The following is a 21,792-nucleotide window of genomic DNA, read 5'->3' as shown; positions in this document are numbered from 1 at the left end:
AAATGGTATCGCTTTCCCTCATCCCCCGCCTTCTCTCGCAAGCGGGCGAAGGATGGGATGAGGGCCAGCGCGCACGCAACTTAATCCTTCTGTACCGCCACCGTCGCGCGATACGCCGCCACCGACTCTTCGCGGTCAGCGCGCGCCAGCCAGCGATAGCAGCCCGCACCCAACGCCACGCCGATAAACCAGCTAAAGTTCGCCACCGCATGCAGTGAAGGAATAAAGCTGATCACCAGACAAATGCCCACCGACGGCAGCAGCGCGGCAATCGCTTTCGGGTTGAAGCCGCCGCGATACCAGTAACGTCCTTTCGGCGTGTCATCAAACAGGTCATCCACGTAGACTTTGCTGCGTTTAATCAGATAGAAATCGGCCACCAGGATGCCAAACAGCGGCCCAATAAACGAGCCCAGCACATCCAGCGTGTAGTGAATCAGTTCTGGCGACTGGAACAGGTTCCACGGCGTCAGTAACACCGAACCAACTGCGGCAATCATGCCACCGGTGCGGAAGCTGATTTTCTGCGGTGAGCAGTTCGAGAAGTCGAATGCCGGCGAAACAAAGTTCGCCACGATATTAATGCCGATGGTAGCGATAATCATGGTCAGCAGGCCAATCGCCACCGCCACGTCGTTACCCACCATGCTGACAGTTTCAATCGGATCGGTGATCATTCTGCCGAACAGCGATTGCGTACCGGAGACAATCACCACGGTGACAATCGAGAACAGCAGGAAGTTGAACGGTAAGCCCCAGCGGTTGCCGCGACGAATTTCGCCCATGCTTTTGCCGTAACGCGAGAAGTCACCAAAATTCAGCAGCGGACCGGAGAAGTAGGAGACCACCAGCGCGGTGGCGGTAATCATCTGCCAGGTTTGCTCGCCGGTGCTCAACTGCTTGCTGGCCAGCGTAAAGGAGATACCATCGAAACCGGTTTTGTATACAATCCAGCCCGCCAGCGCCACCATCACCACGTACACCGCCGGACCGGCGACATCAATAAAGCGTTTAATCGCGTTCATGCCGTGCCAGAACACCATCGCCTGCAGTAACCACATCACACCGAAACAACACCAGCCCAGCTGAGATAAGCCGAGCCAGCTGCTTTGCGTCATGCTGCTCAGGGTGGGGAAGAACTTCAGCAGCACCAGCATTAGCGCGTTAGCCGCCAGATAAGTCTGGATGCCGTACCACGCAAAAGCGATCAGCCCGCGAATAATCGCCGGGATGTTAGCGCCGAACACGCCAAACGCCTGACGCGAAATCACCGCGTACGGTACGCCTGCCATCTGGCTCGGTTTGGCCACCAGATTGGCGCACAGCTGCACAATGCAGATGCCCACTAACAAGCACAGCAGCACCTGCCAGCTCGCCAGCCCGAGGGTAAAGAAGCTGGCGGCCACCACGTAGCCGCCCATGCTGTGCACGTCCGACATCCAGAACGAAAAGATGTTGTACCACGACCAGTTCTGGTCGCGCGTCGGCGCCAGATCGTCATTACACAGACGTGGACTGTATTGTGCGTTGGCTTCAGAGGCCACCCGCGAGGTCACTTCAGAATGATTTGGCATGAAACCTGCTCCTCTCAACATCATGGAAAAATAATCACAGCGTGAAACGGTATTGCAGGATCCAGGCCAGAAATGATTTCTTGTATACAAAAAATTAATTTCACGTATACGATGTGCAGCACACAGTCACTTACCGGAGCGGGTAATGAAGAGTGAAACAGGCCAGAAAACGGCTGCCGATCTGAACGATCGCGATGAACCTATCTATCAGGCGCTGCTTACCGCCATCGTTGAGCATCAACTGCCGCCGGGCAGTAAATTGCCGGAAGAAGCCTTATCGGATGTCTTCGGCGTGAGTCGCACCGGCATTCGTAAGGTGCTGCAACGCCTCGCCGCGGTGCAAATGATCACTTTGTCGCCCAGGCGTGGTGCACAGGTGGCGACGCCGGGCGTGGATGAAGCCCGCGACATCTTCGCCACCCGCAGTTTATTAGAGTGCGCCAATCTGCCGGCGGTGCTGAGCCACGTGCAGGCACCGCACTTAGCGGCACTCGGCGTGCTGATTGAAGAAGAGCAGCAGGCACATGATCAGCATGATGGTGCCGCGGCGATTCGTCTCTCCGCCGCGTTCCATATTCAGCTGCAGGCGATCTCCGGTAACGCAGTGCTCACCGATATGGTGACGCGCCTGACGCAGCGTTCGTCGCTGGTGATTGCCGCTTACGGTGCACCGTGGCAGCGCGGCTGCCGATGCGATCATCATGATCGGCTGGTGGATCTGCTGCGGCAAAAAGATCTGCCGGGGTTGACGGCGGCGCTGCAGCATCACTTCGAACATATTGTTGCCAGCCTGCACTTTGAGCGCAGCGGCGAAACCTTGCCTGATTTCACCCGGTTATTTGCCGGTAACAAAGGAGCGGCATCATGAGCCTGATTCAGGTCATCAATCCCAACACCAGCTTAGCGATGACGGAAACCATGGGTACTGCCGCGCGCGCCGTCGCCGCGCCGGGCACCGAGATTCTGGCGGTGTGCCCGACTCACGGCGTCGAGTCGATTGAAGGTCATTTTGATGAGGCCATCGCGGCGATTGGTGTGCTGGAGCAGGTGAAACGCGGCAAAGAGCAGGGCGTGAGTGGCCATATCATTGCCTGCTTCGGCGATCCGGGATTGCTGGCGGCGCGTGAACTGGCAAGCGGCCCGGTAATCGGCATTGCGGAAGCGGCCATGCACACCGCCACGCTGGTAGCGACGCGCTTTTCGATTGTCACCACCTTGCCGCGCACGCTGGTGATTGCGCGCCATCTGCTGCAGCAATATGGCTTCACACACCATTGTGCCGCGCTGCACGCCATCGATCTGCCGGTGCTGGCGCTCGAAGACGGCAGCGGCGTGGCGCAGGAGAAAGTGCGTCAGCGCTGCATGCAGGCCAAACGCGAAGATGGCAGCGGCGCGATTGTGCTGGGCTGTGGCGGTATGGCTACGCTGGCGCAGGATCTCACCAAAGAACTGGGCATGCCGGTAATCGACGGGGTCAGCGCTGCGGTAAAAATGGTGGAGTCGCTGGTGGCGCTAGGCTTTGGTACCAGCAAGCACGGCGATCTCGATTATCCACTCGAAAAACCGCTCAGCGGAGCCTTTCAGCACCTAAACTAACCACTGGTTGAGCGACAGGAACTTACAGAATGAATGATGTATCTGGCAAGAAAGAGTACAGCTTCAACAAAAACTATCCGCGCGATCTGATCGGCTACGCTGGCAACCCGCCGCATGCGCAGTGGCCGGGCAAAGCGCGCGTCGCGGTGCAGTTTGTCCTTAATTACGAAGAGGGCGCCGAGAACAACGTGTTGCATGGCGACGCCGGTTCCGAGCAGTTTCTTTCCGATATCATCGGCGCGGCCAGCTACGCCGATCGCCATATGTCGATGGATTCGCTATATGAATACGGATCGCGCGCCGGTTTCTGGCGCATCCACAATGAGTTTCAAAAGCGCGGTTTGCCGCTGACGGTGTTTGGCGTGGCGATGGCGCTGGCGCGTCATCCGGACATCGTTGAGGCGATCAAAGCGGCGGATTACGACGTGGTGAGCCACGGCTGGCGCTGGATTCACTACCAGGCGATGGATGCCAAGACCGAGCGCCAGCACATGCAGCAGGCGGTGGACGTGTTAACCGACCTGTTTGGCAAAGCGCCAACCGGCTGGTACACCGGCCGCGACAGCCCCAACACCCGACGCCTGGTGGTCGAGCAGGGCGGCTTTAGCTATGACAGCGACTATTACGGCGACGATTTACCGTTCTGGACGCAGGTCACCTGTCAGGACGGCACGGTTAAACCGCATCTGGTCATCCCTTACACGCTGGAGTGCAACGATATGCGCTTCGCCTCGCCGCAGGGCTTCAACACGGCGGAGCAGTTCTTTACCTATTTGCGCGACACCTTTGATGTGCTGTACGAAGAGGGCGAAACGGCACCGAAGATGATGTCGATTGGCATGCACTGTCGTTTACTGGGACGTCCGGGGAAATTCCGTGGCTTGCAGCGCTTCCTCGATCATATTCAGCAGCATGAAGATGTGTGGGTGTGTACGCGGCAGCAAATTGCCGATCACTGGATCGCGACGCATCCGGCACCGAGCGCTTAGCCCCTCATCCCAACCTTCTCCCGCCAGCGGGAGAAGGCGCCGATCCCGCCCCGGTTCAACAAATCACTCCACCTAATCATCCCTCTCCCGCATGCGGTAGCCTAATCATTCCCTCGCCCGCGTGCGGGAGAGGGTTAGGGTGAGGGGAAAAACCACCCAACTCAACTCATCAAACTCACCTGCGCCGCGACAATCCGCCAGCCGCATGGCAATCGCACCCACGTCTGCTGCTGGCGTCCGATCCTCTCTACACCTTCACGCGTAAACTCCGTACTGCACACCGCATAGTCATCGCCAAAAGTGGTGATCACCGTATTACGTAACTCGCGTTCCAACCCTTTTGACGGCCGCGCCGCGCGAAAAGCGCGGATCTCATCAATGCCATACAAATTCTCACCCGCGCCCAAACGCACAGTGCGTTTGTCGTGCCAGAACAGCTCATCCAACACCTCCACATCATTGCCGATCAGCGCTTGCTCATAGCGGTAAAAGGCGGCGGTGACTTCGGCAAGAATTGCCGGGCGATCGATATGTTCAGGTGTCATCTTCAGGCATCCATTAAGGTGGTTTGTGGCAGCGTCAGCCCTTGCTGTTGCAGCGCCCAGGCAGCGCGCAGTGCCAGATGTTCTTTAAACGGCGCAGCGATCAGCTGCAAGCCTATCGGCAAGCCGCTGGCGGTTTGCAGCGGCACGGTACAGACCGGTAAGCCGAGGAACGAAATCGGCTGGGTTAGCATGCCCATGCTGGCGCGCGTCGGCAAATGCTGGCCGTTGATATGAATGGTTTCCTGGCCGATGGTGGTGGCGGTGCAGGGCGTGGCGGGCGCAATCAGCACGTCAAACTGCTCAAACAGCGGCAGCACCTGCTGCTGGAAGTGGCGGCGGAAACGCTGGGCCTGCACGTACCATGCCGAAGGCAGCATCGCACCGGCCAGCAGGCGCTCACGCGAGTTGGGCTCGAACTGCTCCGGCTGCGTACGCAGCATCGGCAAGTAGTGATTGCCGCCTTCTGCGGCGGTCATGATAAAGGCCGCCGAGCGTGCGATCTCCGCATTCGGCAAGGTCACTTCGTCGATTGCCTGCAGCGCTTTAGCTGCCACCGCCACGGCGGCACGCGCTTCATCGCTGCACCAGGTTGAGAAGAACCCGCCGAGTACTGCGCTGCGCACGCCTTCTGCGCCCTTGCTGAGCCCTGTGCTAGCTGGCGAGACGGGCTGCGCGGCCTGGAAGGCATCGCTGGCATCGGCACCTTGCAAGGTGTCGTACACCAGGCTCAAATCTTCAACCGAACGGGCAAACGGGCCGATGTGATCGAGGCTGGCGACAAACGGATGGCTGCCGCTGCGCGACAGGCGGCCAAAGGTCGGCTTCAGGCCAAAGATACCGCACAGTGAAGCGGGCACGCGGATCGAGCCGTTAGTGTCGGTACCGAGCGAGAAGTGCACCAAACCCGCTGCCACCGCCGCCGCTGAACCGCCGGACGATCCGCCCGCCACGCGGGTTAAATCGCGCGGGTTGCGCGTTGCGCCGTAATGGGTGTTTTCCGTGGTAAAACCATAAGCATAGGCATCCATATTCAGCATGCCGGAGAGCAGCGCGCCAGACTGGCGCAGTTTGCTCACCGCCCACGCATCCTCGCGTGCCGCCGCGCGTTCGCTGAACAGGCTGGCTCCGGCTAAGGTGCTGTGTCCGGCGACATCAAACAGGTTTTTCACCGCGTAAGGAATGCCGGCTAACGGCGGCAAAGCTTCACCGCGCTGGCGCTGCAGATCGATCTGATCGGCTTCGCGCAGCATGCGCTGGCTGGTGACTTCGGTCCAGGCGTTGATCGCCTTATGCTGTTCAATCGCCGCCAGCGTGTTTTGCGCGATATCGCGGGCGCTGATCTCGCCCTGACTCAGCGCCTGCTGCAGGGCATTAATCGATAATGACGACAGTTTCATGGATGAAACACTCCCGCCACTTCCAGGCGATCGTCGAGCGGCAGCGCCATCAGCGGCTCGGCCATGGCGGCGATGCGGTTGAACTGCGTCAGCAGCTCGGCGCGGCGCGCATCATCCAGCCCCAGCGCCAGAATCTGCTCCATTTGGGCGATATAGGTGGCCCAGTCCGGTTGTGAACTCATCAATAATCTCCGTTAGAAACCGGCGGCGCTGCCGTTGCTGCGCGGATCGAACGCGCCTTCCAGCATGCCGTTGTTGTGTCTGACGATCGCGCCCGCATGGCCGACTACTTCACTGAAATCGGGTAGCAGTTCAACCTCATGGCCGAGCGCACGCAGCTGCTGCACCGTTTCCGGCGCGATGCGCGCTTCGAGCTTGAGCGAATCGGATGATTGTCCCCACGTACGACCCAGCAGCCAGCGCGGCGCGCTCACCGCCTGCTGTAGCGGATGTCCCTGAATCACGTGACGGGTGAAAATCGCCGCCTGGGTTTGCGGTTGGCCGTCGCCGCCCATCGAACCGTACACCATGGTGCGGCCATCTTTGAGACGCGCGGCGGCGGGATTCAGGGTGTGGAACGGCTGTTTGCCCGGCTGCAGCGCCAGCAGATGTTCGGGTTGCAGGCTGAAGGCGGCACCCCGGTTTTGCCAGGTGATGCCGGTGCCGGGCAGCACCACACCGCTGCCGAATTCGTGATAAACGCTCTGGATAAACGAAACGGCTAATCCGCTGCTGTCCATCACGCCCATCCACACGGTATCGCCCGGCCCGCGCCCGGTGCCCCACGCAGCGGCTTGTTGATCGTCCACCTGCGCCGCCAGCGTGCTGAGGTGTTCCTCATCCAGCAGACGCTGCACATCAATGTCGATGTGGCGCGGATCGGTGATGTGCTTGTCGCGCAGCGCAAAGGCTTTTTTAGTGGCTTCAACGATGCGGTGCACGGTTTGCGCTTCATTGGCGTCAGCCATATTCAGCCGATCGGTAATGCCGAGGATCGCCAGCGACACCAAACCCTGCGTCGGCGGCGTCATGTTCCAGATATCGCCTTCACTGTGCGCCAGATGCAGCGGCGTGCAGCGGCGGGCTTGGTGCGTTTGCAAATCTTCGAGCGTGATTGGCATTCCCAGCGCAGTCATTTCGCGCGCCAGATGGTGCGCCAGTTCACCGCGATAGAAACTTTCCAGCCCGTGATCGCACAGCATGCTCAGCGTATTCGCCAGCGCCGGCTGGGTGAAGCGACTGCCGGCAACTGGCACACTGCCGTCCGGTAAAAAGGTGGCGGCAAAACCAGGTTGATGCTGCAACTCGTGCTGTTTGGCGGCGGTGGCGGCGGCTTGCGAGGCGGTGACCGGAATGCCGTCGGCGGCATAGCGAATCGCATCGCGCAGCAGGCGGGTTAACGGCAGCGGCGTCGCGCCAAGTTCCTGCGCCAGCGTTAACGCTTCCTGCCAGCCGCTGACGGTACCCGCCACGGTTAAGGCGGCTTTGGGGCCGCGATGCGGAATCTGCGTTTCGCCATGGTAGAAATCAAGATGTGCCAGCGAACCGGCTGCGCCGCTGGCGTCAATGGCGATGGGATCGCCGTTTGGCGGCACCACCAGCCAGAAGCCGTCGCCGCCCAAACCGTTCATGTGCGGGTAAACCACGGCGATGGTGGCTGCGGCCGCCACCATCGCTTCCAGCGCATTGCCGCCTTCGCGCAGCACCGCTAACGCGCTTTCGCTGGCGAGATGGTGCGGCGTAACGGCCATGCCTAACGGCGCCATGTTGCTCTGTATCATAAAGAACTCTTTTTCTGGGTACGTGGTTAATGGGAAGCAAGAGCTGTTCCAGTTTTGAACGGACATCAATCTGGATCGATTTATGCTAGCTTGTGATGAAACGAAAGTTACAGGACCGATGATGAAACAACTTGATGAACGCCTTCGTAGTCACTATCCGCAACTGTCGCCGCAGGAGCAGCGCATTGCCGACTTCGTGTTTGACCACTTTGATGACCTGATCAGCTACAACAGCGCCGAGCTGGCGCGGCTGAGCGGTGTGTCGAAGGCCACGGTCAGCCGTTTATTCAAGCGTCTCGGTTACGAGAAATATAAGGACATGCGCGACGAGCTGCGCATCCTGCGCCAGAGCGGCATGCCGCTTACCGACAACCGCGATGCGGTGCAGGGCAACACCTTGCTGTCACGCCACTATAAGCAGGAGATGGCCAACCTGACGCAGTGGGTCAACAGCATCGATCCACAGCAGTTTGGCGAGGTGATTAGCGCGCTGGGCGCGGCAAAACGGGTATTTATCATCGGCATGCGTAACGCCTATCCGGTGGCGCTGCACCTGCGTCAGCAGCTGATGCAGGCGCGTCCGCAGGTGCATGTGCTGCCGCAGCCGGGCCAGACGCTGGGTGAAGAGCTGGTGGATATCACGCCCGACGATATCGTGGTGGTGATGGCGTTTCGCCGCCGTCCACGCATCATTCGCCCGCTGATGCAGCAGCTGCAGCAGAGCAACATTCCCGTACTGGCGCTGTGTGAGCCGCAGGCGCAGGGGATTATTACGCTGGCGCGCTGGCAGCTTTGTGCGCCGCTCGACAGCGTTTCCGCTTTTGATAGCTACGCCTCCGCCATGAGCCTGATTAACCTGTTGGCAAATGCGTTGCTGCATGAAATGTTGTCGCAGGGCCGTCAGCGCATCCATCAAATTGCCGATCTTTATCAGCATCTCGACGAGCTGGAACACCGTTAACGGGCGCCATTGTGGTGCATTGCACTGTTTTTGATCGTTAATTCCAACGGGCGCGATGCCCGTTTTTGCTGCCTTCAACGCGGTAAATCCCCGTTTTTTCCCCTTTCTTCTCCCGGCACTGCGGTTGGCACATTAGTTGCAGAATGATTCATCAAGAATCTTTTGTTTCACGTAAACTCACCGGGGTGCATAATGAAAAAAGTATTATTAGCGGTAGCGGGCGCGGCATTGCTGATGGCGCAGGTCGGGAGTGCGATGGCCGATCAGCTGCAGGATATCCAAAAGCGCGGCGTGATCCGCGTGGCGGTTCCGCAAGACTTCCCGCCGTTCGGTTCTGTAGGTACAGACCTGCAGCCGCAGGGCTACGATATCGACATGGCGAAGTATCTCGCCAAACAGATGAAACTGAAGTTGCAGCTGGTGCCCGTTTCCAGTGCCAACCGCGTGCCGTATCTGCAGACTGATAAAGTCGATCTGGTGATCTCCAGCATGGGTAAAAACGCCGAGCGTGAAAAAGTGATCGATTTCACCCGCGCTTACGCGCCGTTCTTCCTCGGCGTATTTGGTCCGAAAGGCGAAACGCTGAAAGATGCGGCAGCGCTGAGCGGCAAATCCATCGGCGTCACGCGCGGTGCAGTGGAAGATATGGTGTTAAGCGATATCGCCCCGAAAGAGGCGCAGGTGAAGCGTTATGAAGATAACAACACCACGCTGTCGGCCTACCTTTCCGGACAAGTGCAGTACGTGGCGACGGGCAACCTGGTGGTGGCGGCGATTGCGCGCCAGAACGCCGAAAAAGCGCCGGTTGCCCAGTTTATGCTGAAAGATTCACCGTGCTACATCGGCCTGAAAAAAGATGAGCCGGCGCTGAAAGAGAAAGTGAATGCGCTGATTGAGCAGGGAATCAAAGACGGCACGCTGAACAAGCTGTCGGAAGAGTGGCTGAAAGCGCCGCTGCCAGCGAACCTCGGCGCATAAAGTATGGCGCAACTTAACTTCGCCGATCTCTGGCCGCACTGGCCAGAGTTGCTGGCCGGACTGTGGGTCACGATTCAGATCACCGTGCTCGCCACCGTGGGCGGTGTCAGCCTCGGTATTCTCGGCGCGGCGCTGCGCAGCGGCAAACCGAGCTGGGCGAGCCGCATCTGGGGCCTGTACGTCGAGCTGATCCGCAATACCCCGTTTGTGGTGCAGCTGTTTTTCATCGTCTTTGGTTTGCCCAATCTGGGTCTGAAACTGACGGCGGGTGAAGCCGCGCTGCTGGCGATGTTGATTAACCTTGGCGCGTACAGCACCGAAATTATTCGCGCCGGCATTCAGGTGACGCCGCGCGGCCAGTGGGAAGCGGGGCGCGTGCTGGGATTGACCCGCACGCAAACCTTTATCCGCGTGGTGCTGCCGCCGTCGCTGCAGCGTATTTATCCGGCGCTGGTCAGCCAATGCATCATTGTGATGCTCGGCTCGTCGGTGGTGTCGCAGGTGTCGTACGAAGAGTTGACCTTCGCCGCCAACCTGATTCAGTCGCGCACCTTTTTGAGTTTTGAAGTCTATTTCGTGACCACGCTGATCTATCTGGCGTTGTCGATTGCCATGCGCCAACTGCTGCTGGCGCTGGGACGTAAATGGTTGGGAGCGCAGCCGGCATGATGACGCAATTTACCGACTGGGACATCCTGCGCAACCTGCTGCTGGCAGCGCGCTGGACAATTTTACTTTCGCTGGTGGCGTTTTTTGGCGGCACGCTGGTGACCTTGCCGCTGCTGTTTATGCGCCTGCTGAAACGTAAATGGCCGATGCGCCTGGTGCGCGCCTACACCGAGCTGTTTCAGGGCACGCCGCTGCTGATGCAGCTGTTCCTCGCCTTCTTCGGCGTCGGCTTGTTCGGCATCGACGTGGCGCCCTGGACCGCCGCCTCGCTGGCCTTAACGCTCTACACCAGCGCGTTTCTGGTGGATATCTGGTACGGCAGTATTCGCGCCCTGCCAAAAGGGCAGTGGGAAGCGTCGCGCTGTCTCGGCCTGACCTTTGGTCAAACGCTGTTTCGCGTGGTGGCGCCGCAGGCGATTCGTATCGCCATCGCGCCTACGGTTGGGTTTGCCGTGCAGGTGATTAAAGGCACCGCGCTGGCCTCGATTATCGGTTTCGTCGAGCTGACCAAAGCCGGCACCATTTTGAATAACGTGACGTATGAGCCGTTCAAGGTGTTTGGCCTGGTAGCGCTCGGTTACTTCCTGATGTGTTATCCGCTGTCGCGTTACAGCCAGTACCTGGAGAAAAAATTCAATGCCGCTCATCACCATTAATCAGGTACAGAAGTACTACGGCGACAACCACGTATTGAAAGGTGTCGATCTCGACGTCGATCACGGCGAAGTGATCTCGATTATCGGCCGCAGCGGATCGGGTAAAAGTACCCTGCTGCGCTGCATGAACGGGCTGGAAGGTTATCAGGAAGGCAGCATCAAACTCGGCGGTATGACGATTACCGACCGCGAATCGCAGGCGCGTGAAATTAGCCGTTCGGTCGGTATGGTGTTCCAGAACTTCAATCTGTTCCCGCACATGACGGCGCTGGAAAACGTGATGCTGGCGCCGCGCCGTGTGCTGAAGAAAAGTGAAGCCGAATGCCGTGCGCTGGCAACGCAGATGCTGGAGAAAGTCGGCCTCGGTGAGCGCATCAATTACTATCCGGCCAATTTGTCGGGCGGTCAGCAGCAGCGCGTGGCGATTGCCCGTGCGCTGGCGATGCAGCCCAAAGTTTTACTCTGTGATGAGATCACCTCCGCGCTCGATCCCGAGCTGGTGGGCGAAGTGCTGAAAGTGCTGGAGCAGCTGGCCGCCGAAGGCATGACGTTGATTCTTGTCACCCATGAAATGAACTTCGCCCGCGACGTGGGCGATCGCGTGGTCTTTATGCATCAGGGGCGCGTCTGGGAGCAGGGCGACAGCAAAACGCTGTTCGCCAATCCGCAAACCGCGGAGCTGAAGCAGTTTATCTCTACCGTGCGCCTCTAAGCTTTCTTTAAGGAATACAACATGGATATCAGCCAATTTTCGCAAATCAATCCGCCACAGCGTCTGTTGATGGGACCGGGCCCGATCAATGCCGATCCGCGCGTGCTGCGCGCCATGTCGAGCCAGCTGATCGGCCAGTACGATCCGGCGATGACGCACTACATGAACGAAGTGATGGCGCTGTACCGTGGCGTATTCCGCACTGAAAACCGCTGGACGATGCTGATCGACGGCACGTCACGCGCCGGTATCGAAGCGATTCTGCTGTCGGCGATCCGTCCGGGCGACAAAGTGCTGGTGCCGGTGTTTGGCCGTTTCGGTCATCTGCTGTGTGAAATTGCCCGCCGCTGCCGCGCGGAAGTGCACACCATTGAAGTGCCGTGGGGTGAAGTGTTTATGCCGGATCAGATCGAAGACGCGATCAAAAAAGTGCAGCCGCGCCTGCTGCTGACGGTGCAGGGCGATACGTCCACCACCATGCTGCAGCCGCTGGAAGCGCTGGGCGCGATTTGCCAGAAATATGGCGTGCTGTTCTACACCGATGCCACCGCGTCGCTCGGCGGTAACGCGCTGGAAACCGATGCGTGGGGCCTGGATGCGGTCTCCGCCGGGATGCAGAAGTGCCTTGGCGGTCCATCCGGTACGTCGCCAATCACGCTGAGCCCGCAGATGGAAGCGGTGATCCGCAAGCGCAAGTGCGTGGAAGAGGGCATCCGCACCGCCGATCATCAGGATGGCGACGACGAGATGATCTACTCCAACTATTTCGATCTCGGCATGATCATGGATTACTGGGGCCCGGAGCGCCTCAATCACCACACCGAAGCCACCACCGCGCTGTTTGGCGCGCGTGAATGTGCGCGTCTGATAATGGAAGAGGGATTAGATAACGGCATCGCGCGCCACAAGCTGCACGGCGATGCGCTGCTGAAAGGCATTCAGGGCATGGGCCTCGAAACCTTTGGCGATTTAAAAAACAAAATGAATAACGTGCTCGGCGTGGTGATCCCGCAGGGCGTGAATGGCGATCAGGTGCGCAAGCTGGTGCTGGAAGATTTCGGTATCGAAATCGGCACTTCGTTTGGTCCGCTGCATGGCAAAGTGTGGCGCATCGGCACCATGGGCTACAACGCGCGTAAAGATTGCGTGATGCAAACCCTGAGCGCGCTGGAAGCGGTGCTGAATCATGTTGGCTTCCGCACCACGCAAGGCGCGGGGATGCAGGCGGCGTGGGATCTTTACGGGAGCCGCGCATGAATAAAAGCCTGATGACCGCCAGCGAGGCGCAGATCGCCGCCGCTCGCGTCATGGCGCGCTGTGATGCGCTGGCTGAGATCAGCGAAAGCGAAGATGGCCTGACGCGCGTTTATCTGTCGCCGGAGCAGCTGCGTGCCAACGCGCGCGTCGGTGAATGGATGCAGGCCGCGGGCATGACGACGTGGCAGGATGCAGTAGGCAACATTTGCGGTCGCTACGAAGCGGCGCAGGCGGGCGCGCAGGCGCTGCTGCTCGGTTCGCACCTGGATACGGTGCGCAATGCCGGTCGCTACGACGGCATGCTCGGCGTGTTAAGCGCCATTGAAACCGTGCAGTGGCTGCACGATCGGCAGCAGCGTTTGCCGCTGGCGATTGAGATTGTCGGCTTCGGCGACGAAGAGGGAACGCGCTTCGGCATTACGCTGCTCGGCAGCCGTGGCATAACCGGCAGCTGGCCGGAAAGCTGGGTGACGCACCCGGATGGCAACGGCATCACCGTGGCGGAAGCGATGCAGGATGTCGGTTTCGATGCGGCGAAGATTCACGACGCGGCGCGTCAGGTCAATGACATCGCCGCCTATCTGGAACTGCATATCGAGCAAGGTCCGTGTCTTGAGCAGGAAGATTTGGCGCTTGGCGTGGTCACGGCGATCAACGGCGCGCGTCGTCTGAACTGCAGCTTTATCGGTGAAGCGGGTCACGCGGGCACTGTGCCGATGACGCATCGCAAAGATGCGCTGGCCGCTGCCGCTGAATGGATGGTGTTTATTGAGCACACCACGCAAGAGCACGATCCGCAGCTGGTGGCGACCGTCGGCACGCTGAGCTGCTTGCCGGGCGCGGTTAACGTGATCCCCGGTGAAGTGCAGCTGTCGCTTGACGTACGCGGTCCGCAGGATGAGCCACTGGAGCGTTTACTCTCCACGCTGCTCACCCAGGCGCAGGCGATTGCGCTGCGTCGCGGCTTAACCTTCAGCGCCAACGAGTATTACCACATTGCCGCTACCGCCTGTGATGCGCGGTTGCAGCAGGCGCTGAGCCATGCGGTAGAAACCGTGCAAGGGCGCAGCCTGTCGCTGCCGAGCGGCGCGGGGCATGATGCAATTGCTATCGCCGAGCGCTGGCCGGTGGGCATGCTGTTTGTGCGCAACCATCGCGGCATCAGCCATCATCCGGCGGAATCAGTACAAACCGCTGATGTGGCGCTGGGCGTGCAGGCTTATCTGCAAGCGGTTTGCGATATTGCGCGCGCTAAGGAATAAAGATGGATTTGGTCAACTTTAATCAGCTTTCACCTCAAGCTGCGCAGGCGGCGATTGCGCACTGCGTGGCGATTCCCGCCTGGCCGCAGGCGCTGGTGGCGGCGCGACCTTTCGCCGACGTTGCGGCTTTACAGGCCGAAGCCGATCGTTTGGCGCAGTTGTGGCAAGCCGCTGATCTTGAGCAGGCGCTGAGTGCCCATCCACGCATTGGCGACAACGTGGCGGGCGCGGACAAAGAGGCCACGCTGTCGCGCAGTGAGCAGTCGGCGATGCAGCAGGCGGACGGCGCGTTGCAATTGGCGATGCTGGCGGGCAATCAAACCTATGAGCAGCGCTTTGGCCGGGTGTTTCTGATTCGTGCCAAAGGGCGCAGCGGCGAAGAGATGCTGGCAGAATTGCAGCGTCGGCTTAACAATGATGCAGCGAGTGAACAGCGTGAAGCGCTGGCGCAGCTGCGTGAAATTACCCTGTTGCGGCTAAAGGAGAGCATCACATGAGCACCATTACGACGCATATTCTCGATACCGCGCTGGGCAAACCGGCGATTGGCGTGGCGGTTTCGCTCGAGCAAAATAGCCCGGAAGGCTGGCTGCCGCTGGTGGAAGGCAACACCGACAGCGACGGACGCATTAAAGATCTGACGCCCGAACCGCTGGCGCCAGGTCATTACCGTTTGACGGCGGAAATTGGCGACTACTTTGCTGCCGAAGGGCGCGATGCGCTCTACGTGAGTGCGCAGATTGATTTCGTGATTGGCGCCACAGGCAGCCATTATCATCTGCCGTTTCTCATCTCGCCGTGGTCGTGGTCGACTTATCGCGGCAGCTGATAATGTGCGCCACTTCACGCGCTGCGCTTGAAAGCCAGTAACTATCAAAACCTTCGGTTCATCCAAATATATTCCTGGCGAAAGTGCGGCTAATCTTAGTCGCATATTAGAAAGCAATATGAAGCCAATGGAGCCGATAAACATGAGCACGCACGACAATAACGATAATGCAGCAGCCGCAGGCAAGTGCCCCTTTCATCACGGGGCGTCTGAAGAGAAGAGTGTTCTGGCGCGCGGCGCCGGTGGCGGGACATCCAACCGCGACTGGTGGCCCAATATGTTACGCGTCGATCTGTTAAACCAGCACTCCAACCGTTCCAACCCGCTTAGTGACACCTTCAACTACCGCGACGAATTCAGCAAACTGGATTACTCCGCGTTAAAAGCCGATATCCGCGCACTTCTCACCGATTCGCAATCCTGGTGGCCAGCCGACTGGGGCAGCTATATTGGGCTGTTCATTCGCATGGCGTGGCACAGCGCGGGTACTTATCGCACCATTGATGGTCGTGGCGGTTCAGGTCGCGGTCAGCAACGTTTTGCGCCGCTGAACTCATGGCCGGATAACGTCAGCCTCGATAAAGCGCGTCGCCTGTTGTGGCCGGTAAAACAGAAATATGGTCAAAAAATTTCCTGGGCCGATCTCTACATCCTGGCGGGTAACGTCTCGCTGGAAAACGCCGGCTTCCGCACCTTCGGCTTTGGTGCCGGTCGCGAAGACGTGTGGGAACCGGATATGGATGTGGATTGGGGCCACGAAACCGAATGGCTGGCGCATCGCCATCCAGAAGCGCTGGCCAATGCACCGCTGGGCGCTACCGAAATGGGCCTGATCTACGTCAACCCGGAAGGCCCGGAAGCCAGCGGCGATCCAAAATCAGCGGCGCCGGCGATTCGTGCCACCTTCGGCAACATGGGCATGAACGATGAAGAGATCGTGGCGCTGATTGCTGGCGGTCATACTTTGGGTAAAACCCACGGCGCGGCAGAAGCCAGCCATGTTGGCGTTGATCCTGAAGAGTCACCGATTGAAGCGCAGGGCCTTGGCTGGACCAGCAGCTATGGCAGCGGCGTGGGTAAAGATGCCATCACTTCAGGTCTGGAAGTGGTGTGGACGCAAACTCCCACGCAGTGGAGCAACTACTTCTTCGAGAACCTGTTCAAATACGAATGGGTACAGACACGCAGCCCAGCAGGCGCCATCCAGTTCGAAGCGGTTGATGCCGAAGCGATTATCCCGGATCCGTTTGATCCAGAGAAAAAACGTAAACCAACTATGCTGGTGACCGATCTGACGCTGCGTTTCGATGAAGAGTTCGGCAAGATTTCGCGCCGCTTCCTCAACGATCCGCAGGCATTTAACGAAGCCTTTGCCCGCGCCTGGTTCAAACTGACGCACCGCGATATGGGACCAAAAGCGCGTTACATCGGTCCGGAAGTGCCGAAGGAAGATCTGCTGTGGCAGGATCCGTTACCGCAGGCGATTCATCAGCCAACGCCGGCTGATATCAGCGAGATTAAAGCGCGCATTGCGGCTTCAGGTCTGAGCGTCAGCCAGCTGGTTTCAGTGGCCTGGGCTTCAGCCTCCACCTTCCGTGGCGGTGACAAACGTGGCGGAGCCAATGGTGCGCGTCTGGCGTTAGCGCCGCAGAAAGATTGGGCGGTGAATGCTAGCGTAATCAATGATGTGCTGCCAATCCTGCAGAAGATTCAGCAGGAATCAGGCAAAGCATCGTTGGCCGATGTCATTGTACTGGCAGGTAGCGTAGGTATCGAACTGGCCGCTTCAGCCGCTGGCGTGGCAACGCAAGTGCCGTTTACGCCGGGCCGTGTGGATGCGCGTCAGGATCAAACCGACGTTGAGTCGTTCAACTTCCTGCAGCCGCTGGCCGATGGTTTCCGTAACTATCGCCGCAGCGCCAAAGGTTCTTCAACCGAAACGCTGCTGCTGGATAAAGCCCAACAGCTGACGCTGAGCGCGCCAGAATTGACGGTATTGCTCGGTGGCCTGCGCGTATTGGGCACCAACTTCGACGGCGGCCAGCACGGCGTATTCACCGACCGCGTTGGTGTGCTGAGCAATGATTTCTTTGTTAATCTGCTCGACATGCGTACCGCGTGGAAAGCCACCGATGAGAGCGAAGAGCTGTTTGAAGGTCGCGATCGTCTGAGCGGCGAAGTGAAGTTCACTGCGACACGTGCCGACTTAGTGTTTGGATCGAACGCTATCTTGCGCGCGCTGGCCGAGGTTTACGCCAGCAGCGATGCGAAGCAGAAGTTCGTGACCGACTTCGTTGCCGCCTGGACAAAAGTGATGAATCTGGATCGCTTCGAGCTGTAAGCTTAAAAAGCCGCAGCGGATTTCTCTGCTGCGGCTTCCTCTTTTAATCTTCGCGAAATGCTTCGAAAGGCAGGTTAAAACGTTTAGCCAGCGCGGCTTTGTGTTTGTCTGTCAACGAACGTTCTCCTTTCAAAATTCGGTTTACATAAGAACGCTGACCAATTTCATTCACGAAGGATGACTGGTTGAGATTATGTTGATCCATCAACACCCGCAGTAACGCGACACCGCCAGGTAATGCAGTGACACGCGCGTTGAACGCAGCAAATTCCGGCGCACTATCTTCATATTTCGCCACTTTATCGGTGAGCATTTCAATCAGCGGATGATCAGGTTGATGTTCAATCAGATACTCCACCAGTTCTAACGCCTGCTCATAATCAGCTTTCGCGTTACTTCCGCCCAGCAGCGGAACGGCTTTAATCAGATTGTTGCTGGCCTGGATGGCTTCGGCAATCATTCTTTGTTCTCCCGATAATGCTTGACCCATTTGTCATACTCGGCATGCGTTACAACGTGTTTAATGAAGATTCGTTGGGCTATAAAATCAGCAAAAAACATCACTCTGAGATTATTTCCACCCACGTTAATCACCCACCATTTCGCCCGGTATTTCATTCGGTCAAGACTTGGAAAAAAGGCTCTGAGCGCATCTGGATCGGCAAAATCGTTGCCATTTAAAGTTCGATAAGTTGCATCCAATGCTGCTGCATCATTTGGAAAACTCCGTGTCGCTTCTGTAAACACTTTCCTTGAGATAACGTGCATCATTCCCTCGACATGTTCCAACATGGAAACATCGTAGCGCAATAATGCCATGTTTCCAAGCAGGAAACAAAATTTTAGCGGGTTTTTAAGAGAGGGGAAAATGTGCCGCGCAGCGTCCACGCGGCAAAGAGGTTACTTCAGCGTATACCCATCCGCATCGCGCCAAGCCGGGAAGCGTTCGCGGTAGGCTTGCAGCTCCTCCAGCGAAAGCTCCGCATCAAGACGCGCACGCGCAAAGGGCTCTCCACTCGCCAGAATCTCACCCAGCGGCGAAATAATCCTGCTGTCACCACTGTATTGATGCTGATTGCCATCGCTGCCGACACGGTTACAACCGGCGACATAAGCCTGGTTTTCAATTGCACGGGCTAACAGCAGCGATTGCCAGTGCAGCGCACGCGGTGCCGGCCAGTTGGCGACATACAGCGCCAAATCGTAATCGTTGTGGTTACGCGAAAAAACCGGGAAGCGCAGGTCGTAGCAAATTTGCGGCAGAATCCGCCAGCCGCGCCACTCAAATACTTCACGCGTTTCACCCGCCACATAGTGCTGATGTTCATTGGCCATGCGGAACAAGTGACGTTTGTCGTACTGATGCAACGTGCCGTCAGGCTCGACCAGCAAGAAGCGGTTCACCGCGCCTTTTTCCGTCTGGATTGCCGCGCTGCCGCCGACTAACGCATTGCTGGTTTGCGCGTGCGCGTGCAGCCACGCCACGACGTCATCCTGCGGCAGCGAACTTTCGGCAGCTTCCATAGCAAAACCGGTAGTGAACATTTCCGGCAGCAGAATGATGTCGCGGCCTGTAATGCCTTTCAGCACACCGTCGAAATGACGCAGGTTAGCCGCGCCATCCATCCAGCTCAGGGTTTCCTGCAGAACGGTAATTTTCAAAGCTGACATAAGCGCTCCGCAGCGGCGTCAAGCGTTGCTTCCTGTTTGGCAAAGCACAGGCGAATCAGCTTGTGTGGAAAAGGTTCGGCGCAGAACACCGACAGCGGAATCGCCGCCACGCCGACTTCTTTGGTCAGTAGCTGACAGAAGCTCACGTCATCCAGATCGGAAATGGCGCTGTAATCGACCAGCAGGAAGTAAGTGCCTTCACACGGCAGCAGCTTGAAACGGCTGGCGGATAGCGCCTGGATAAAGCGATCGCGGCGCGCGCGGTAGAACTCCGGCAGTTCGCGATAGTGCTCAGGCGCCTGACGCAGCATGTCGGCAATCGCCAGTTGTGCCGGGGTATTCACTGAGAAGGTCAGATATTGATGCACCTTGCGGATTTCAGCGCTGATCGCCGCCGGGGCAATGCAGTAACCCACTTTCCAGCCGGTCATGTGGAAGGTTTTACCAAAAGATGACACCGCGATGGATCGCTGACGCAGTTCAGCATGCGCTAACACGCTGGCGTGGCCCTCTTCGGTGAAACAGATGTGCTCATACACTTCGTCACTCAGCACAAAGATTTCCTGCTCAGCAATCGCCTGCCACAGCTCGGCATAATCGCTTTTACGCCACACGGTGGCGGACGGATTATGCGGCGTGTTCAGGATCACTAAGCGGGTTTTGCTGCTCAGCAGGCCGCGGAATTCGCGCCAGTCAACGCGGAAACCCGGCGGCTGCAGGGCGATGCGTTTTAACACGCCGCCCGCCAGTTGCACCGCAGGCGCGTAGCTGTCGTAGCTTGGGTCAAAGCAGATCACTTCATCACCTTGACGCACCAGCGCGGTGATCGCCGCGTACAACGCTTCTGTCGCGCCCGTCGTCACGGTGATATCGCTGTTGACGTCAGGCGTGTGGCCGTAAAGCGCAGCGGTTTTCTCAACAATCGCCTCACGCAGTGGCAGTACGCCGATCATCGGTGCATATTGGTTGGCGCCCTGACTCACGTGATGCGCCAGGCGCTCCTGCAAATAGCGCGGACCGTCAAAATCGGGGAAGCCTTGCGACAGGTTAATGGCGTTGTGCTGCTGAGCTAACGCACTCATTTGCGTAAAGATGGTGGTGCCGAGCGCCGGTAATTTGCTCTCGGGGATCAGGTTGTGCTGCGTCATTGTTTTGTGGCCTTAAGCGCGAATGTCGTTGCGGAGAAACCCTGTGTTGCTGCCACTATAAACAGGATGTTAACATTTGGAAATCGAGACGCTTAGACGTCTAAACTAACCTGCGGAGTCTGTATAACGCTATGACGGATTTTCTTCCACTGGAACATTTAGTGGCCGCCTGCCACTGGATTGGTGGCAAAGGCTGGGCACCTGCGACCGGCGGTAATATGTCGGTGCGGCAGGACGCGGAGTATTGTCTGCTGAGTGCGTCCGGCAAAGATAAAGGCAGCCTGACGCGCGATGATTTTATCCAGGTTGAAATCGCTACCAACGCCGTGCCATCGGGCCGCACGCCTTCGGCGGAAACCGGCCTGCATACCTTGATTTATCGCCTGTTTCCGCAGGCGGGTGCGGTGCTGCATACGCACACGGTCAACTCGACGGTGCTGTCGCGGGTAGAGAAGGGCGATGCGCTGCTGCTCAGTGGTTATGAGATGCAGAAAACGCTGGCCGGGCAGCAGACGCATCTGAACACCATCGCCATTCCCTTGTTCGATAACGATCAGGACATGACGGCGCTGGCGCAGCGCATTGAAGCTTTTGCCGCCGTTACGCCGCTGCAATATGGTTTTCTGCTGCGCGGCCACGGTTTGACCTGCTGGGGCAAGGACGTGAACGAAGCGCGTCGCCATCTGGAAGGTCTGGAATTTCTGTTTGAATGTGAACTGCAACGTCGCCTGCTGGAGGCCAAATGATCCGCGCCATTGTTACCGATATTGAAGGCACCACCAGCGATATCCAGTTTGTGCATCAGGTATTGTTTCCTTATGCGCGTCAGCATTTAGCGGCGTACGTGCGGGAAAATCATACCGATGAAAACGTCGCCGCCGCACTCAACGCGGTGCGTGCAGAGTCCGCTGCGCCTCAGGCCACGCTGGAGGAGCTGATTACCACACTCACGAATTATATCGATGAGGATCGCAAATCACCGGGCCTCAAAGCCCTGCAGGGCATGATTTGGCGCGCCGGCTACGTTGAAGGCCAGTTCACCGGCCACCTTTATCCCGACGTGCTGCCGGCTTTTGCGCGCTGGCAGCAGCAGGGGATTGGTCTGTATGTTTATTCCTCGGGATCGGTCGCCGCGCAAAAACTGTTATTTGGCTACAGCGATGAAGGTGATTTAACCTCGCTTTTCAGCGGCTATTTTGATACCGGCGTCGGCGCGAAACGTGAAGCGCAATCGTATCGCAATATCGCCGAAAAAATCGGCCTTGCGCCTGCGTCATTGCTGTTCCTGTCGGATATTCATCAGGAGCTGGATGCGGCAGCGGATGCGGGCTGGCATACCGTGCAGTTAATTCGTGGCGCGGCGGATAACGCCAGTCGTCATCACCAGGTCAACGATTTTTCCCAGATTAAACCGGAGTCGATTTAA

The 21,792-nt window shown here is 58.2% G+C and carries 24 protein-coding genes; 15 read left to right on the top strand and 9 right to left on the bottom strand.

What is annotated here, in order from left to right:
* Positions 1-80 precede the first annotated feature (80 nt).
* Complete coding sequence (locus ACFQW4_RS21165) at positions 81-1,574, bottom strand: NCS1 family nucleobase:cation symporter-1 (RefSeq protein ID WP_192236769.1); 1,494 nt, start codon at positions 1,572-1,574, stop codon at positions 81-83.
* A gap of 145 nt (positions 1,575-1,719) precedes the next feature.
* Between ACFQW4_RS21165 and ACFQW4_RS21160 the strand changes: the two genes are divergently transcribed.
* From ACFQW4_RS21160 to puuE, 3 genes are read left to right on the top strand one after another with little or no spacing between them, the layout of a single operon-like run.
* Positions 1,720-2,442, top strand: a complete 723-nt coding sequence (locus ACFQW4_RS21160; RefSeq protein ID WP_101762549.1) for a GntR family transcriptional regulator — start codon at positions 1,720-1,722, stop codon at positions 2,440-2,442.
* Complete coding sequence (gene hpxA, locus ACFQW4_RS21155; RefSeq protein WP_110867823.1) at positions 2,439-3,170, top strand: allantoin racemase; 732 nt, start codon at positions 2,439-2,441, stop codon at positions 3,168-3,170. The genes ACFQW4_RS21160 and hpxA overlap by 4 nt, the downstream gene beginning before the upstream one ends.
* Before the next feature lie 29 nt (positions 3,171-3,199).
* Entirely contained in the window at positions 3,200-4,159 is a 960-nt protein-coding gene (gene puuE / locus ACFQW4_RS21150; RefSeq protein ID WP_110867822.1) for an allantoinase PuuE, read from the top strand.
* Between the two features lie 161 nt (positions 4,160-4,320).
* On the opposite strand, the gene hpxZ is transcribed toward puuE, so the two are convergent.
* From hpxZ to ACFQW4_RS21130, 4 genes are read right to left on the bottom strand one after another with little or no spacing between them, the layout of a single operon-like run.
* The gene (gene hpxZ, locus ACFQW4_RS21145) at positions 4,321-4,704 is read right to left on the bottom strand and encodes an oxalurate catabolism protein HpxZ (RefSeq protein ID WP_336767216.1); all 384 of its coding nucleotides are present in this window, start codon (positions 4,702-4,704) and stop codon (positions 4,321-4,323) included.
* Between the two features lie 2 nt (positions 4,705-4,706).
* A complete protein-coding gene (locus tag ACFQW4_RS21140; RefSeq protein WP_377727268.1) occupies positions 4,707-6,101 on the bottom strand; it encodes an AtzE family amidohydrolase in 1,395 nt (464 codons plus the stop codon).
* Positions 6,098-6,283: an oxalurate catabolism protein HpxX gene (hpxX, locus tag ACFQW4_RS21135; RefSeq protein ID WP_377727266.1), complete on the bottom strand. Its 186-nt coding sequence runs from the start codon at positions 6,281-6,283 to the stop codon at positions 6,098-6,100. Before hpxX ends, ACFQW4_RS21140 begins: the two co-directional genes overlap by 4 nt.
* Positions 6,284-6,295: 12 nt before the next feature.
* Positions 6,296-7,882 (bottom strand): gamma-glutamyltransferase family protein, encoded by a 1,587-nt coding sequence (locus ACFQW4_RS21130; protein ID WP_377727263.1) that lies wholly within the window; start codon positions 7,880-7,882, stop codon positions 6,296-6,298.
* 121 nt (positions 7,883-8,003) lie between these two features.
* Between ACFQW4_RS21130 and hpxU the strand changes: the two genes are divergently transcribed.
* The 10 genes from hpxU to katG all read left to right on the top strand — a co-directional run bounded on the left by hpxU (position 8,004) and on the right by katG (position 17,547).
* A complete protein-coding gene (hpxU, locus tag ACFQW4_RS21125; protein WP_101762543.1) occupies positions 8,004-8,843 on the top strand; it encodes a MurR/RpiR family transcriptional regulator HpxU in 840 nt (279 codons plus the stop codon).
* Between the two features lie 192 nt (positions 8,844-9,035).
* Positions 9,036-9,821, top strand: coding sequence for a transporter substrate-binding domain-containing protein (locus ACFQW4_RS21120; RefSeq protein WP_097094836.1), 786 nt, complete (start codon positions 9,036-9,038; stop codon positions 9,819-9,821).
* A gap of 3 nt (positions 9,822-9,824) precedes the next feature.
* On the top strand, positions 9,825-10,490 hold the full coding sequence (locus ACFQW4_RS21115) for an amino acid ABC transporter permease (protein ID WP_061717544.1): 666 nt from the start codon (positions 9,825-9,827) through the stop codon (positions 10,488-10,490).
* Complete coding sequence (locus ACFQW4_RS21110; protein WP_097097590.1) at positions 10,490-11,146, top strand: amino acid ABC transporter permease; 657 nt, start codon at positions 10,490-10,492, stop codon at positions 11,144-11,146. Before ACFQW4_RS21115 ends, ACFQW4_RS21110 begins: the two co-directional genes overlap by 1 nt.
* Positions 11,127-11,858: an amino acid ABC transporter ATP-binding protein gene (locus tag ACFQW4_RS21105; protein WP_101762541.1), complete on the top strand. Its 732-nt coding sequence runs from the start codon at positions 11,127-11,129 to the stop codon at positions 11,856-11,858. The genes ACFQW4_RS21110 and ACFQW4_RS21105 overlap by 20 nt, the downstream gene beginning before the upstream one ends.
* A 21-nt stretch (positions 11,859-11,879) precedes the next feature.
* The gene (locus tag ACFQW4_RS21100; RefSeq protein ID WP_377727258.1) at positions 11,880-13,115 is read left to right on the top strand and encodes a pyridoxal-phosphate-dependent aminotransferase family protein; all 1,236 of its coding nucleotides are present in this window, start codon (positions 11,880-11,882) and stop codon (positions 13,113-13,115) included.
* On the top strand, positions 13,112-14,377 hold the full coding sequence (hpxK, locus tag ACFQW4_RS21095; RefSeq protein WP_101762539.1) for an allantoate amidohydrolase: 1,266 nt from the start codon (positions 13,112-13,114) through the stop codon (positions 14,375-14,377). The genes ACFQW4_RS21100 and hpxK overlap by 4 nt, the downstream gene beginning before the upstream one ends.
* 2 nt (positions 14,378-14,379) lie before the next feature.
* Complete coding sequence (gene uraD / locus ACFQW4_RS21090) at positions 14,380-14,874, top strand: 2-oxo-4-hydroxy-4-carboxy-5-ureidoimidazoline decarboxylase (protein ID WP_377727254.1); 495 nt, start codon at positions 14,380-14,382, stop codon at positions 14,872-14,874.
* A complete protein-coding gene (uraH, locus tag ACFQW4_RS21085) occupies positions 14,871-15,206 on the top strand; it encodes a hydroxyisourate hydrolase (RefSeq protein ID WP_101762537.1) in 336 nt (111 codons plus the stop codon). Before uraD ends, uraH begins: the two co-directional genes overlap by 4 nt.
* A 142-nt stretch (positions 15,207-15,348) precedes the next feature.
* Positions 15,349-17,547, top strand: a complete 2,199-nt coding sequence (gene katG / locus ACFQW4_RS21080; RefSeq protein ID WP_110867814.1) for a catalase/peroxidase HPI — start codon at positions 15,349-15,351, stop codon at positions 17,545-17,547.
* Between the two features lie 43 nt (positions 17,548-17,590).
* On the opposite strand, the gene ACFQW4_RS21075 is transcribed toward katG, so the two are convergent.
* The 4 genes from ACFQW4_RS21075 to ACFQW4_RS21060 form a co-directional block, all read right to left on the bottom strand.
* On the bottom strand, positions 17,591-18,007 hold the full coding sequence (locus ACFQW4_RS21075) for a type II toxin-antitoxin system HigA family antitoxin (protein WP_137386846.1): 417 nt from the start codon (positions 18,005-18,007) through the stop codon (positions 17,591-17,593).
* Positions 18,004-18,315, bottom strand: coding sequence for a type II toxin-antitoxin system HigB family toxin (locus ACFQW4_RS21070; RefSeq protein ID WP_101762563.1), 312 nt, complete (start codon positions 18,313-18,315; stop codon positions 18,004-18,006). The genes ACFQW4_RS21075 and ACFQW4_RS21070 overlap by 4 nt, the downstream gene beginning before the upstream one ends.
* 132 nt (positions 18,316-18,447) lie before the next feature.
* Positions 18,448-19,218, bottom strand: a complete 771-nt coding sequence (locus ACFQW4_RS21065; RefSeq protein ID WP_271460150.1) for an amidohydrolase — start codon at positions 19,216-19,218, stop codon at positions 18,448-18,450.
* Positions 19,206-20,366, bottom strand: coding sequence for a pyridoxal phosphate-dependent aminotransferase (locus tag ACFQW4_RS21060; RefSeq protein ID WP_271460149.1), 1,161 nt, complete (start codon positions 20,364-20,366; stop codon positions 19,206-19,208). The genes ACFQW4_RS21065 and ACFQW4_RS21060 overlap by 13 nt, the downstream gene beginning before the upstream one ends.
* A 131-nt stretch (positions 20,367-20,497) precedes the next feature.
* Between ACFQW4_RS21060 and ACFQW4_RS21055 the strand changes: the two genes are divergently transcribed.
* Both ACFQW4_RS21055 and mtnC read left to right on the top strand, forming a co-directional pair.
* Positions 20,498-21,112: a methylthioribulose 1-phosphate dehydratase gene (locus tag ACFQW4_RS21055; protein ID WP_217547479.1), complete on the top strand. Its 615-nt coding sequence runs from the start codon at positions 20,498-20,500 to the stop codon at positions 21,110-21,112.
* Positions 21,109-21,792 (top strand): acireductone synthase, encoded by a 684-nt coding sequence (gene mtnC / locus ACFQW4_RS21050; RefSeq protein WP_192415410.1) that lies wholly within the window; start codon positions 21,109-21,111, stop codon positions 21,790-21,792. The genes ACFQW4_RS21055 and mtnC overlap by 4 nt, the downstream gene beginning before the upstream one ends.

Source organism: Pantoea sp. GCM10028869 (assembly GCF_042666835.1).
GTDB lineage: Bacteria > Pseudomonadota > Gammaproteobacteria > Enterobacterales > Enterobacteriaceae > Pantoea > Pantoea leporis.
This window is presented reverse-complemented; position numbering and strand designations above follow the sequence as displayed.

Excerpts from the sequence above, each read along its gene's own strand:
- uraD (WP_377727254.1), top strand. The coding sequence starts at position 14,380 with ATGGATTTGGTCAACTTTAATCAGCTTTCACCTCAAGCTGCGCAGGCG.
- mtnC (WP_192415410.1), top strand. The coding sequence starts at position 21,109 with ATGATCCGCGCCATTGTTACCGATATTGAAGGCACCACCAGCGATATC.
- hpxX (WP_377727266.1), bottom strand. The coding sequence starts at position 6,283 with ATGAGTTCACAACCGGACTGGGCCACCTATATCGCCCAAATGGAGCAG.
- uraH (WP_101762537.1), top strand. The coding sequence starts at position 14,871 with ATGAGCACCATTACGACGCATATTCTCGATACCGCGCTGGGCAAACCG.
- ACFQW4_RS21120 (WP_097094836.1), top strand. The coding sequence starts at position 9,036 with ATGAAAAAAGTATTATTAGCGGTAGCGGGCGCGGCATTGCTGATGGCG.
- ACFQW4_RS21065 (WP_271460150.1), bottom strand. The coding sequence starts at position 19,218 with ATGTCAGCTTTGAAAATTACCGTTCTGCAGGAAACCCTGAGCTGGATG.
- ACFQW4_RS21105 (WP_101762541.1), top strand. The coding sequence starts at position 11,127 with ATGCCGCTCATCACCATTAATCAGGTACAGAAGTACTACGGCGACAAC.
- ACFQW4_RS21140 (WP_377727268.1), bottom strand. The coding sequence starts at position 6,101 with ATGAAACTGTCGTCATTATCGATTAATGCCCTGCAGCAGGCGCTGAGT.
- hpxA (WP_110867823.1), top strand. The coding sequence starts at position 2,439 with ATGAGCCTGATTCAGGTCATCAATCCCAACACCAGCTTAGCGATGACG.
- puuE (WP_110867822.1), top strand. The coding sequence starts at position 3,200 with ATGAATGATGTATCTGGCAAGAAAGAGTACAGCTTCAACAAAAACTAT.
- hpxZ (WP_336767216.1), bottom strand. The coding sequence starts at position 4,704 with ATGACACCTGAACATATCGATCGCCCGGCAATTCTTGCCGAAGTCACC.
- hpxK (WP_101762539.1), top strand. The coding sequence starts at position 13,112 with ATGAATAAAAGCCTGATGACCGCCAGCGAGGCGCAGATCGCCGCCGCT.
- ACFQW4_RS21110 (WP_097097590.1), top strand. The coding sequence starts at position 10,490 with ATGACGCAATTTACCGACTGGGACATCCTGCGCAACCTGCTGCTGGCA.
- ACFQW4_RS21100 (WP_377727258.1), top strand. The coding sequence starts at position 11,880 with ATGGATATCAGCCAATTTTCGCAAATCAATCCGCCACAGCGTCTGTTG.
- ACFQW4_RS21055 (WP_217547479.1), top strand. The coding sequence starts at position 20,498 with ATGACGGATTTTCTTCCACTGGAACATTTAGTGGCCGCCTGCCACTGG.
- hpxU (WP_101762543.1), top strand. The coding sequence starts at position 8,004 with ATGAAACAACTTGATGAACGCCTTCGTAGTCACTATCCGCAACTGTCG.
- katG (WP_110867814.1), top strand. The coding sequence starts at position 15,349 with ATGAGCACGCACGACAATAACGATAATGCAGCAGCCGCAGGCAAGTGC.
- ACFQW4_RS21165 (WP_192236769.1), bottom strand. The coding sequence starts at position 1,574 with ATGCCAAATCATTCTGAAGTGACCTCGCGGGTGGCCTCTGAAGCCAAC.
- ACFQW4_RS21115 (WP_061717544.1), top strand. The coding sequence starts at position 9,825 with ATGGCGCAACTTAACTTCGCCGATCTCTGGCCGCACTGGCCAGAGTTG.
- ACFQW4_RS21060 (WP_271460149.1), bottom strand. The coding sequence starts at position 20,366 with ATGACGCAGCACAACCTGATCCCCGAGAGCAAATTACCGGCGCTCGGC.
- ACFQW4_RS21070 (WP_101762563.1), bottom strand. The coding sequence starts at position 18,315 with ATGCACGTTATCTCAAGGAAAGTGTTTACAGAAGCGACACGGAGTTTT.
- ACFQW4_RS21075 (WP_137386846.1), bottom strand. The coding sequence starts at position 18,007 with ATGATTGCCGAAGCCATCCAGGCCAGCAACAATCTGATTAAAGCCGTT.
- ACFQW4_RS21130 (WP_377727263.1), bottom strand. The coding sequence starts at position 7,882 with ATGATACAGAGCAACATGGCGCCGTTAGGCATGGCCGTTACGCCGCAC.
- ACFQW4_RS21160 (WP_101762549.1), top strand. The coding sequence starts at position 1,720 with ATGAAGAGTGAAACAGGCCAGAAAACGGCTGCCGATCTGAACGATCGC.